The sequence below is a fragment of the Litchfieldia stipae genome (genome assembly GCF_014837155.1).
Lineage (GTDB): Bacteria > Bacillota > Bacilli > Bacillales > Bacillaceae_L > Litchfieldia.
In genome coordinates this window covers 107,914-120,910 of the sequence record NZ_JACYHA010000006.1, presented here as the reverse complement: position 1 = coordinate 120,910, position 12,997 = coordinate 107,914, and the positions used below count along the sequence as shown (strand labels likewise).

Annotated in this window: 11 protein-coding genes and 1 pseudogene; 11 read left to right on the top strand and 1 reads right to left on the bottom strand. The window is 38.2% G+C overall.

What is annotated here, in order from left to right; translation table 11 throughout:
• Positions 1–47 precede the first annotated feature (47 nt).
• Positions 48–992 (bottom strand): annotated as a pseudogene (locus F7888_RS09740) (replication-associated recombination protein A); the annotation flags it as partial.
• A gap of 269 nt (positions 993–1,261) precedes the next feature.
• On the opposite strand from F7888_RS09740, the gene F7888_RS09735 reads away from it, so the two are divergent.
• The 11 genes from F7888_RS09735 (at position 1,262) to alaS (ending at position 12,949) form a co-directional block, all read left to right on the top strand.
• Positions 1,262–1,939 carry a YczE/YyaS/YitT family protein gene (locus F7888_RS09735; protein ID WP_191778992.1) on the top strand — a complete coding sequence of 226 codons (678 nt, stop codon included), beginning with the start codon at positions 1,262–1,264 and terminating at the stop codon, positions 1,937–1,939.
• Between the two features lie 16 nt (positions 1,940–1,955).
• The gene (gene cymR / locus F7888_RS09730; RefSeq protein ID WP_191778991.1) at positions 1,956–2,372 is read left to right on the top strand and encodes a cysteine metabolism transcriptional regulator CymR; all 417 of its coding nucleotides are present in this window, start codon (positions 1,956–1,958) and stop codon (positions 2,370–2,372) included.
• Positions 2,373–2,390: 18 nt separating this feature from the next.
• A complete protein-coding gene (locus F7888_RS09725; protein ID WP_191778990.1) occupies positions 2,391–3,536 on the top strand; it encodes a cysteine desulfurase family protein in 1,146 nt (381 codons plus the stop codon).
• 32 nt (positions 3,537–3,568) lie between these two features.
• Complete coding sequence (mnmA, locus tag F7888_RS09720) at positions 3,569–4,684, top strand: tRNA 2-thiouridine(34) synthase MnmA (RefSeq protein WP_191778989.1); 1,116 nt, start codon at positions 3,569–3,571, stop codon at positions 4,682–4,684.
• A 106-nt stretch (positions 4,685–4,790) separates the two neighbouring features.
• Entirely contained in the window at positions 4,791–5,456 is a 666-nt protein-coding gene (locus F7888_RS09715) for a tetratricopeptide repeat protein (protein ID WP_191778988.1), read from the top strand.
• Between the two features lie 73 nt (positions 5,457–5,529).
• On the top strand, positions 5,530–7,887 hold the full coding sequence (gene recD2 / locus F7888_RS09710; RefSeq protein WP_191779083.1) for an SF1B family DNA helicase RecD2: 2,358 nt from the start codon (positions 5,530–5,532) through the stop codon (positions 7,885–7,887).
• Positions 7,888–7,913: 26 nt separating this feature from the next.
• Positions 7,914–8,390 carry a PRC-barrel domain-containing protein gene (locus F7888_RS09705; protein ID WP_191778987.1) on the top strand — a complete coding sequence of 159 codons (477 nt, stop codon included), beginning with the start codon at positions 7,914–7,916 and terminating at the stop codon, positions 8,388–8,390.
• Between the two features lie 14 nt (positions 8,391–8,404).
• Complete coding sequence (locus F7888_RS09700) at positions 8,405–8,596, top strand: hypothetical protein (protein WP_191778986.1); 192 nt, start codon at positions 8,405–8,407, stop codon at positions 8,594–8,596.
• A 22-nt stretch (positions 8,597–8,618) separates the two neighbouring features.
• Positions 8,619–8,753, top strand: coding sequence for a YrzQ family protein (locus F7888_RS09695; RefSeq protein ID WP_191778985.1), 135 nt, complete (start codon positions 8,619–8,621; stop codon positions 8,751–8,753).
• A 102-nt stretch (positions 8,754–8,855) separates the two neighbouring features.
• Entirely contained in the window at positions 8,856–9,947 is a 1,092-nt protein-coding gene (locus F7888_RS09690) for an AI-2E family transporter (protein WP_191778984.1), read from the top strand.
• A gap of 365 nt (positions 9,948–10,312) precedes the next feature.
• Entirely contained in the window at positions 10,313–12,949 is a 2,637-nt protein-coding gene (alaS, locus tag F7888_RS09685; protein ID WP_191778983.1) for an alanine--tRNA ligase, read from the top strand.
• Positions 12,950–12,997: the final 48 nt, after the last annotated feature.

Genomic DNA, 12,997 nt, shown 5'->3' with positions numbered 1-12,997 from the left:
GGGTTTATAGTTTTGGAAGGATTTAAATAATAATACCGAGTGATTCTTCTCGCCTCTGGGAACCCTATTCTTTCTGCGACTTGAATTGCATCAAGCGCACGTCCCCCAGCTTGTGGGTTTGCGAGTCCAATATCTTCATAGGCGATCACTAATAATCTTCTACTAATACTTACAAGGTCCCCAGCTTCAATTAATCGAGCTAAATAGTGAAGGGCAGCATTGACATCACTACCTCTAATCGATTTTTGCAAAGCAGAAAGAACATCATAATGTGCGTCACCATTTTTATCATGAACAAAACTCTTTTTTTGGATACATTCCTCAACAGCTTCCACATCAATTTGAATGATTCCTTCTGAATTTTCATCTGTGGATAGGACAGCAAGCTCAATGGCGCTTAAAGCTGAACGTACATCTCCTCCACATGAATGTGCAATAAAGGATAATGCATCATCACTTATTTCAATCTCTTTTTCCCCTAAGCCGTCTTCTTTATCACTTATCGCTCGTTTCAGTGCTGTGACTATTTCTTCGGGTGAAAGAGGTTTTAGCTCAAAGATTTGGCATCTACTTCTAATTGCAGGATTGATGGCATGATAAGGATTACTGGTCGTCGCTCCAATTAATGTCACAAGGCCACTTTCTAAATGTGGGAGAAGAAAATCCTGCTTTGCTTTATCTAGCCGATGAACCTCATCTAAAATCAGAATGATTTTCCCCGACATTTTTCCTTCTGCAACAACGACTTCCATATCCTTTTTGTTATTCACTACGGCATTTAAGGTACGGTAGCTCACATTTGTGCTTCCTGCAATCGCTGTTGCAATCGAGGTTTTTCCAATACCTGGTGGTCCATAAAGGATCATTGAAGTTAGATGCTTTGCTTTCACCATACGAGAGAGGATTTTCCCCTCACCAACTAAATGCTGTTGTCCGATAATATCACTAATTTGTTTTGGTCTCATTCGAAATGCTAATGGTTTTTGATTCATTTATATTACTCCTATGAAATCTTAATGTTAAGATGAATTACTCCTTGAGAAAGACAACTGTTAGAATTTACTTTATCATAGATAGCAGTATGTTAAAATGTATAGTACCTATGATTTTATGCTATAATGGCAGTTGCTTACTTATAATAATATACTAATATTAAAAAGAGGATAAAGTCCTCCCTGAGTGTATACGAATCTAAAAAACTGGATTCTTAGAGCGAAAAGGCAGCAAATTGCCTTAGTAGAGGACGGAGAGTGAAACGACATTGAAAGAACACCATAGTCTTAGTCAAAACACGTTTAAGTGGGGGATTTATTTTGTTGGGCTCCTAGTTATGTCACTTGGGGTTGTGTTAACCATAAAGGCAGACCTTGGTGCGTCTCCTTGGGATGTTCTCCATATTGGATTATTTAAACAACTTGGATTCACGATTGGGACTTGGTCAATTATTGTTGGGATCGTGATTCTATCAAGCAGTGCATTGATCTCAAAAAAATTACCAGGCATCGGCGCATTTGTTAATATGCTAACGGTTGGGGTTTTTATAGATATGTATATGGCCCTTCCATTTCTTAATACACCAGATAATATTATTGGAAAATCAATCATGCTTTTAATAAGTATTATTCTTACAAGTTATGGCATGGGGCTCTATATATCAGCTAGGTTAGGTGCTGGTCCTAGGGATAGCCTAATGATAGCATTAACTGAAAAAACCGGATGGAAAGTGCAGTACATACGTTCAAGTATGGAAATCATAGTTCTTTTGATTGGATGGTTTCTGGGTGGTCCAGTATTTATTGGAACCATTATTTATAGTGTAATATTTGGTAATATTGTAGGGTTTGTATTACCACAATGCACAAGAATGTCAGATCACTTTATTGTAAAATTGGGGAAGACTAAACAAAAAACGGACCAAATGAGTCATTATATTAATTGAGACAGGGGTGCCGAGGATGAAAATTTCTACAAAAGGCAGATATGGGTTAACGATCATGATTGAGCTGGCAAAAAATCATGGGGAAGGCCCAACTTCATTAAAATCGATTGCGCAAACACATAATTTATCAGAGCATTACTTGGAGCAGCTAATTGCGCCACTTCGAAATGCTCGTTTAGTAAAAAGTATTCGAGGAGCATATGGTGGATATATTTTAGGAGAAGAGCCGTCAAATATTACAGCCGGTGACATTATTAGAGTGTTAGAGGGACCAATAAGCCCAGTAGAAGTCTTAGAGGATGAAGAGCCTGCTAAAAGACAGCTTTGGATTCGCATTCGTGATGCTGTTAAAGATGTGCTTGATAACACGACATTGGAAGACTTAGCAAGCTACACCGATGGTGAACAGGAAAATTATATGTTTTATATTTAGTGAAAAGGAGGGTGCGTTATGGAGAGAATATACATGGATCATGCGGCAACATCACCGATGCATCCTGAAGTGATTGAAAAGATGATTCCATATATGGCAGAAATGTTTGGGAATCCTTCTAGTATTCATTCCTTTGGACGAGAAAGTCGTCATGTTTTGGATAAGGCGAGACAAACGATTGCAAACAGCATTCGTGCAAAGGAGCATGAGATTATCTTTACTAGTGGAGGTACTGAAGCAGACAACACCGCGATTATTGGATATGCATTAGCGAATCGTGAAAAAGGTAATCATATTATTACCACAACCATTGAGCATCATGCGGTATTACATACATGTGAGTATCTAGAAAAACAAGGATTTCATGTCACATATTTACCAGTAGATGAAAATGGCCTGATAACAGCTGAGCAGGTTGCAAATTCTTTGACAGATGAGACAATTCTTGTCACAATCATGTTTGGCAACAACGAAGTCGGTTCGATTCAGCCGATTCATAAGATAGGATCTTTGCTTAAAGAGCATCAAGCTGTCTTTCATACAGATGCGGTACAGGCTTATGGTATTATACCCATTAATGTTGAAGAGCATGGGATTGATTTGATGAGTGTATCTGCTCACAAAATTAATGGCCCAAAGGGGACAGGCTTTCTCTATGTGCGTCTTGGATTGAAGTTGCAGCCTCAAGCTCATGGTGGAGAGCAGGAGCGAAAGCGAAGAGCTGGAACTGAAAATGTTGCAGGAGTTGTGGGACTAAGCCATGCGGTCTCAATCGCTAAGTCAACGATTGAAGAACGCACACAGGAATATACTAAGTATCGAAGCAGTTTCCTAGCAAAGCTAGATAACAGTGGAATTGTCTATCATGTAAATGGCGATATAGATCATACACTTCCACATATTTTAAATATAAGTTTTCCAGGAACAAATGTTGAATCGATGTTAGTTAATTTAGATCTTGCTGGAATTGCTGTATCAAGTGGATCAGCTTGTACAGCAGGCTCAATTGAACCATCACATGTACTTGTAGCCATGTATGGAAAGGATTCAGAACGGATTCAGAACTCGATTCGATTCAGCTTTGGTTATGGAAATACACTCACTCAGGTGGAGCGTGCAGCCGAAGAAACGGCATCCATCGTTAAGCGCCTAACTAGGCAGTAAGGAAAGTAAGGAAAGTAAGGAGGTGTTCGTCCATGAATGAAAAAGCACCAAAAGATACAAGAGTTGTTGTTGGTATGTCAGGTGGAGTGGATTCATCTGTTGCTGCTCTATTATTGAAACAACAGGGGTATGACGTCATCGGTATTTTTATGAAAAACTGGGACGACACAGATGAGAATGGATTTTGTACGGCAACAGAGGATTATGAGGACGTAATTAAAGTATGTAATCAAATTGGGATACCCTATTATGCAGTCAATTTTGAGAAGCAATATTGGGACAAAGTGTTTACGTACTTTTTAGATGAATATAAAGCTGGGCGTACGCCAAACCCAGATGTTATGTGTAATAAAGAAATTAAATTCAAGGCGTTTTTAGAGCATGCGATGACATTAGGGGCTGATTATTTAGCTACTGGTCATTATGCTAGAGTTGAGTTTCGTGATGGAGAATATAAGATGCTCCGTGGAGTTGATGAAAACAAAGACCAAACTTATTTCTTAAATCAGTTAGGGCAGGATCAGCTTTCAAAAGTGATGTTCCCAATTGGGAATATTGAAAAGTCAAAGGTTCGTGAGCTTGCAAAAGAGGCTGAATTAGCAACAGCTACAAAGAAAGACAGTACAGGAATTTGCTTTATCGGAGAACGGAACTTCAAAGAATTCCTTAGTGGTTATTTACCGGCACAACCTGGTGATATGCAAACTCTATCAGGGGAAGTAAAGGGGAAACATGATGGACTGATGTATTATACAATCGGTCAACGTCATGGTCTTGGAATTGGTGGAAGTGGTGATCCGTGGTTTGTCGTAGGTAAAGATCTAGAGAAAAACATTCTTTATGTTGACCAAGGGTTCCACAATGATTTACTGTATTCAGATTCGATTCTAGCTACAAACATCGCTTGGGTGTCAGATAAGAAGCCGGGTCATGAATTTAAATGTACAGCTAAATTTAGATATCGTCAGCCGGATAATGGAGTGACTGTTCAAATCATTGATGAGAATAATGTACGTATAATTTTTGATGAACCAATTCGTGCAATTACTCCAGGACAGGCAGTTGTGTTCTACAATGATGATGAGTGTCTAGGTGGAGGTACGATTGATCAAGTGTTCAAAGGCAATGAAGAAATTTGGTATGTGTAATTGTTAGGCAACTCTTTTTCATGAAAGAGTTGCTTTTTCTGTGTTACCAAGAGAAATAAGGTATATGCTATAATGAAAAAAAAGACTGGAAGTTGGAGTGTAATTTATGGACAAGAATAAGCAAGGAATTCAATATATGCAAGAAGGAAAGTATGAAGAAGCAGCTAAAGCATTTTCAGAAGCAATTGAGGAACAGCCAAATGAACCATTATATTATGTGAACTTTGGAAATTTATTATCTGCAGTAGGTGAGCTTGAGAAAGCTATTGCATTTTATCAAAAAGCGCTAAGCTTTGATGAAGATATGGCAACTGCTTATTATGGTGCAGGGAATGCATATTATAATTTGGGCGATTTCAACAATGCTCATAAAAGTTTTGATGAAGCGATAAAAAAAGGGCTAGATAATAGTGATTCATATTTCATGCTAGGAATGACACATTTGCAAATGGAGCAGGACAAGCTAGCACTGGTTTATTTCCAACGTGCTGTTGAACTAAATGAAGAAGATGCAGAAGCAAGATTCCAATTTGGATTATGCCTTGCAGGGAATTCTATGATCGAAGAAGCGATTGAACAATTTCAAGAAGTTGTTAACTTAGACCCATCACATGCGGATGCCTACTATAATTTGGGAGTTGCATTTGCTGGCTTTAAAGAAGATGCAGATCAAGCTTTAGCCATGTTTCAAAAGGCTTTAGATATTCAACCAGATCACATATTAGCTAGTAATGGCAAGCGAATTGTAGAAGATCACTTATCTAATAATTAACTAATTAGCGATAAAAGGGGGGAGTCAATTGTCGCAGCAAAATCTTGATCTCTTTGATGAACAACAAAAGTTTATGAAGGGTACTCATTTAGTGACAATCTTTCATAATGAAAATAACCTATATTCTGTTGTTCGGATAAGACTTGAAGAAACAAATGAAAATTATGATGAAAAAGAAGCGGTTGTGACAGGGTACTTTCCCCGAATTCACGAAAACGAAACGTATACCTTCTTCGGAACGTTAAAGGATCATCCAAAGTTCGGTCGACAATTTCATGTCGAGCATTTCAGAAAGGAAATACCACAGTCAAAACAAGGGATTATACAATATCTTTCAGGTGATCTATTTAAAGGGATTGGGAAGAAAACTGCTGAGAAAATTGTTGACGAACTAGGCGAAAATGCCATTTCTAAAATATTAGCAGATCCATCCTCCTTACAGAAAATCCCGAAGCTCCCTAGTGAGAAAGCTAAAGAAATCTATGAGACCTTAATTGAACATCAAGGTCTAGAACAAGTTATGATTGGTTTATCTCAATATGGATTTGGGCCAAATATTTCAATGAAGATTTATCAAATGTACAAAGAAGAAACACTTGAAATCATTCAAAGTAATCCGTATAAACTAGTTGAAGATATCGAAGGAATTGGATTTGGAAGAGCAGACGAACTCGGAAGTGCGCTTGGATTATTAGGTAATCATCCTGACCGAATTCGAGCTGGAATCTTATACATATTAGAATCTGACTCCATTCAGGAAGGTCATGTTTTTCTAACGGCTGAACAATTAATCATTAAGGTAAAGTTGCTTTTAGAGCATAATCAAAGTGAAATGATATCAGAATTGGACATCTCCAAAGAAATTATTGCTCTAACCGAAGAAGGAAAAATTGTCACAGAAGAAAGTCGAATTTATATCCCATCCTTGTATTTCTCTGAAAAAGGGGTGGTCACAAATATTAAACGAATTCTTGCCCAAACAGAGTATAATGATCAATTTCCAGAATCAGAGTTTTTATTAGCCTTAGGGGATCTTGAGGAACGTCTTAAAGTTCAGTACGCTCCTTCTCAAAAGGAAGCCATTCAAACTGCCCTAATGTCACCGATGCTATTACTCACGGGAGGTCCAGGTACAGGGAAAACAACTGTTATAAAAGGAATTGTGGAGCTATATGGAGAACTACATGGATGTTCCCTTGAACCGAACGATTACAATGATGAAAATCCTTATCCAATACGATTAGTCGCACCTACTGGAAGAGCTGCTAAGCGAATGAGTGAAGCGACAGGACTTCCTGCAGTAACGATTCATCGATTATTAGGTTGGAATGGTGTGGAAGGTTTTCAGCATGATGAGGAAAATCCGATCAGTGGGAAACTGTTAATTGTAGATGAGGTTTCGATGGTAGATACTTGGTTAGCAAATCAATTATTTAAATCATTACCAGAATCGATTCAAGTTATTTGTGTAGGTGATGAGGATCAATTGCCCTCTGTCGGACCTGGTCAGGTGTTAAAGGATTTTCTACAATCTAATGTGATACCTACGGTTCGATTAACAGACATCTATCGTCAATCAGAAGGGTCTTCAATTATCGAATTAGCTCATGAAATAAAAAAAGGTAAGCTTCCTACTGATATTGCCATGCCTAAAGCAGATCGCTCATTTATCAAATGTGGGGCAGGTCAAGTGCTTGAAGTTGTCAAAAAAGTAGCTGCAAATGCGAAGAAAAAAGGGTATAGTGCTCGTGATATTCAAGTTCTTGCCCCAATGTATCGAGGTCCAGCAGGTATTGATAGCCTGAATGTGATGTTACAGGAATTATTTAATCCACCCTCACAAGACAAACGTGAGATTTCATACGGGGATATTATCTACAGAAATGGAGATAAAATCTTGCAGCTCGTTAATCAACCGGAAAGTAATGTGTTTAACGGTGACATTGGTGAGGTTGTTTCAATCTTCTATGCCAAGGAAAACACAGAAAAACAAGATTTGGTGGTCGTCTCTTATGATGGCAATGAAGTAACCTATACAAAACAAGACTTGAATCAAATCACTCATGCTTATTGCTGTTCTATCCATAAATCTCAAGGTAGTGAGTTTCCGATTGTGATTTTGCCACTTGTTAAAAGCTATTATCGAATGTTACGAAAGAATTTGATCTATACGGCCATTACACGTAGTAAGGATTTTCTGATTCTATGTGGGGAAGAGGATGCGTTTGTTCAAGGGATTAATCGAGTAGACGATGGATTAAGGCAAACAAGCCTAGGCTTAAAACTACAGGAAGAAATGGATGATTCATTTATTGGTGAGTCAAAAGAGAATTTAGAGGAACTGGAAGTCATTGATATCTTTTTAACTGATCCTAATGTCGGTATGGAAAACCTTACACCGTATGACTTCATGGAAGAAGACGAAAGATAGTAATGTTCGGAAAGGCGGGAATCACTTTGCGGACATTCTCATTATTAAAAGGACTACCTATTTATCAAACGGACAAAGGGAAGTTAATCGGACATGTGTCTGATATTTGTTTAAGTGAAGAAGGAACAGTAGAAGGAATCTTGATCGACGGTAAGGGTCTTTTTCAGCGGGATCGATTAATTCCGGTTGAATCGATTTCTTCTTTTGGACATGATGGTGTAATGATAGACAGTTGTGTTGAATTGAAGCCAATCCCAAAGGACCAATCGAAGCATTTCTTATACTCACATCACGGATTATATCGAAAGCCAGTGATCACCGAAGAGGGTGAAAAACTTGGTTTATTAGAAGATGTATATTTTCAGGAAGAAGTGGGCACGATTATAGGGTATGAATTAACGGATGGATTCTTTGCTGATATCGCGGAGGGAAAAAAGGTTATTAAAACAAAGACACCCCTTACAATTGGTGAAGAAGTCCTCGTCGTACAAGTAAAACCGTGATGTGAGGTGTGCCCTTGTTGAAATGCCCAAATTGTAAGTCCAAGGACATTGGAAAGATTGGCGTGAATCAATATTATTGTTGGAATTGCTTTATTGAGCTTTCCGTCTCAAAAGGACAAATTAATACCCATCAAGTAGAAGAAGACGGGACATTGAGTTCTTTGGATGATCTCTTTGCTGAGGAAGACAGAAGTATTAGTATGTAATCTACAGCTAGGGGTGAAGAAAATGAATAAGATGTTTACTTCTTTAGTGACAATTGGATTAGGTGCTGTGGCATATAATATGGCTCAGAAAAACAACCTAATCAGTAGTCGTTCAATGAAACAAATGAGGAAAAAGCTTGCAAAAGCAATTTATTAACCATTAAGGGCTGCCGAGGTTGGCAGTCCTTTTATCATTTGCTACTAAAATGTATAATTTTTCCCAATCTCCTCACACTAACAGATGGAGGAGTGATTTACTTTGAACAACCAAATTCAATTAAAATGGATACTGCGCATTACGCTTTTTTTATTGTCTTCGTTATTAATCCTTATAGTTGTAAAACTCTCTCCAATTTGGCTTCCATTCTTTTCAATGTTAAAAATAGTCTTTGTTCCTTTCTTGATGGCAATTTTTATTACGTATTTATTGCACCCGCTTGTCGAAAAAATTCATGCGCGGGGTCTACCAAGGCCAATCGCCATTTTAATTATTTATATTTTATTCTTTGGTGGAGTTTCTTATGGAGTGTATCAGGCAATTCCGATTCTATTGAACCAGCTCCGTGATTTAGTTGAAAGTGTACCAGAATTGATGGATTCTTATCGACTATGGTTACAGCAAATTGAGTATTCAACCTCAAATCTTCCCTCAGGTCTTCATGCTAGGATTGATGAGGCATTTGCCTCTTTTGAGAATAGTATCGATGTGATTATTGCGAGAGTAGTTGCAATGGCAAAGGGATTATTTAATTCAATCTTAATTATTGCCATTGTTCCTTTTGTGGTTTTCTACATGCTCAAGGACTATGATCAAATGAAAAAAGCCGTATGGTATTTAACACCAAGAAGATGGAGGAAGCCTGGACAGCTTTTCCTTAAGGATGTAGATGAATCACTTGGAAATTATATAAGGGGTCAATTATTAGTTTGCTTATTAGTAGCTATCATTGCCTCTCTTGCCTTATGGTTAGCAGGAATGAAATATCCATTATTACTCGGATTTATAATTGGTATAACAGACATCATTCCGTATTTTGGACCTATTATTGGGGCAGTTCCAGCAGTAATTATTGCTGCAACCATATCTAATCAAATGATTCTAATAGTAGTTATGATCATCTTTGCTTTGCAATTTATTGAAGGGAATTTATTATCGCCATTAATCGTTGGGAAGAGTCTACATATGCATCCAATCATGATTATGGCGGCATTATTGCTTGGCGGAGAAGTTGGGGGTGTGGTAGGACTATTAATTGCCGTTCCGATTCTCGCTGTCATCAAGGTGGTGTTAATTCACGTGAAATCACATCTGACTGCATATAGAAAAAAACATCCACTCAACAAAGATTGACAAACATTTTTAGCTTGTCTATAATTGGCTTGAAGTTGGTTAATAAAACAATATAATGTGAAATCAGTGAAGGAATCAGTATGTTACAGCCCATTTAATTGTGAGTAAAGGTAATCACATGTCAGAGAGAGGTCTCCTAGGGTGGAAGAGACGTCAAGTGAAGAGTAACAGAAAGCTAATCCAGAGTGTAGGAAAAAATCCTACCGGGTCATCCCGTTATCAGACTTCATGAGGTGATGAACTAGGTAGGTTCATAATCAGGGTGGTACCGCGAGAATACTCTCGTCCCTGCTATAGGGATTAGAGTATTCTTTTTTATGTCCCTATAAATCAATGCTTAATATTCATACATAGGAGGAAAAACGATGAGTAAATTAACTTCTGCTCAAGTGAGACAAATGTTTCTCGATTTCTTTAAAGAAAAAGGACATGCAGTTGAACCTAGTGCATCTCTTGTTCCACATGAAGATCCAACATTGCTGTGGATCAACAGTGGAGTTGCTACCTTGAAAAAATATTTTGATGGTCGTGTTATACCAGAAAATCCACGTATTTGTAATGCACAAAAATCAATACGTACCAATGATATTGAAAATGTCGGAAAAACAGCACGTCATCATACGTTTTTTGAAATGCTAGGTAACTTTTCAATTGGTGATTATTTCAAAGAAGAGGCAATAATCTGGGCGTGGGAGTTCCTTACTAGCAAACAGTGGATAGGCTTTGACCCTGAAAAGCTGTCAGTGACGATTCATCCAGAGGATGACGAAGCATTTCAAATCTGGAGAGAAAAAATCGGGATTCCAGAGGAGCGCATCATTCGTTTAGAAGGGAATTTCTGGGATATTGGTGAAGGGCCAAGTGGACCAAATACCGAGATTTTCTATGATCGTGGCGAGGCATACGGAAACGATTTGTCAGATCCTGAATTATATCCAGGTGGAGAAAACGAACGATATTTAGAAGTCTGGAATCTTGTGTTCTCACAATTTAATCATAATCCAGATAATACATACACTCCACTGCCTAAAAAAAATATTGATACAGGTATGGGTCTTGAGAGAATGGTTTCGGTTATCCAAGATACACCAACGAATTTTGAAACTGATTTATTCATGCCAATTATTAAAGCAACAGAAGATATTTCAGGGTCTAAATATGGTACGTCAAAAGAGACTGATACAGCCTTCAAAGTAATTGCTGACCATATTCGTACTGTTGCATTTGCAGTTGGGGATGGAGCTCTTCCTTCAAATGAAGGACGCGGCTACGTTCTACGACGTTTATTAAGAAGAGCGGTTCGTTACGCAAAGCAAATCAACATTAATCGTCCATTTATGCATGAGCTAGTTCCAGTGGTTGCAAAGATCATGGTTGACTTTTATCCTGAGGTACAACAAAAGTCCGAGTTCATCCAAAAGGTGATTAAAAATGAAGAGGAAAGATTCCATGAGACGTTACATGAAGGACTTGTGATTCTTTCTAATGTTATTGCCAAGCAAAAGGAAAGCCGAAGCAATGTTGTTCCTGGGGTGGATGTATTCCGTCTATATGATACGTACGGCTTCCCAGTAGAGTTAACAGAAGAATATGCTGAAGAAGAAGGCATGACGATTGACCACAAAGGCTTTGAAGACGAAATGGAAAATCAACGTTCAAGAGCGCGTGCTGCAAGACAAGATGTAGGATCAATGCAAGTACAAAGTGGTGTACTAGGTGAAATCAAGGTAGAAAGTACGTTTGTCGGTTATGATCAACTTCAAACAGATGCAACTGTCTTAGTGATTGTCAAAGACGGTGAGATTGTTGATTCTGCTCATGAAGGCGATGATGTTCAAGTGATTCTTGATCAAACGCCATTCTACGCAGAAAGCGGTGGTCAAATAACAGATGAAGGAACTCTTGTAAATAATCAAAGTAAGCTTTTGGTTAAAGATGTTCAAAAGGCTCCAAATGGTCAGAACCTTCACAGACTAATTGTTGAAAAAGGAACAGTAAAAACGGGTGACAAATTTGTAGCTTCTGTTGAACAAGGAAATCGTCTAGAAATCATCAAAAATCATACAGCTACACATCTTCTTCATCAAGCACTAAAGGACGTTCTTGGAAATCATGTTAACCAAGCGGGTTCACAGGTTACTGCACAGCGTCTTCGTTTTGATTTCTCACACTTTGGACAAGTAAAACAAGAGGAATTAGAACAAATTGAGACGATTGTAAATGACCAAATATGGAAAAGCTTACAAGTAAATATAGATTACAAATCATTGGACGAAGCAAAAGCTATGGGAGCGATGGCTCTATTTGGTGAGAAATACGGCAAAATTGTCCGTGTTGTTCAAGTAGGGGATTATAGCTTAGAGCTTTGTGGAGGCTGCCATGTTCCTAACACGTCAACCATTGGTCTCTTCAAAATTGTTTCTGAGACAGGTATTGGTGCAGGAACTCGTAGAATAGAGGCTGTTACTGGTCGAGCAGCATATAAGTTAATGAATGACCAAGTGAAGCTCCTTCATGAGGCGTCAACAATTATTAAGTCAAGTCCTAAGGATGTACCTGCAAAAATCGAGCTATTATTAGGCGATATTCGTCACCTGCAACGTGAAAATGAGTCACTTTCTACAAAGTTGGGCAATATTGAAGCTGGTAGCTTAGTGGATCAAGCACAAAAAATTGGTGATGTGACGGTCTTAAATCAGATCGTGAATCCAACTGATATGAATAATCTACGTACAATGGTCGATGATTTAAAACAAAAGCTCGGTTCGGCTGTCATTGTTTTAGGCTCTGTAAATGAAGGCAAGGTCAATATCACTGCAGGAGTAACAAAAGATTTAATTGACCGAGGATTCCACGCAGGTAAGTTAATTAAAGAAGTCGCAACACGTTGTGGCGGTGGCGGTGGTGGCCGTCCAGATATGGCTCAAGCAGGTGGTAAAAACCCAGACCAATTACAAGAAGCAATTAACTTTGTACAAGATTGGGTTAAATCCATTTCATAATGCTTCAAAGTTAGTGTAGAATGGAAGTAAGAATCAACATGACAGGTT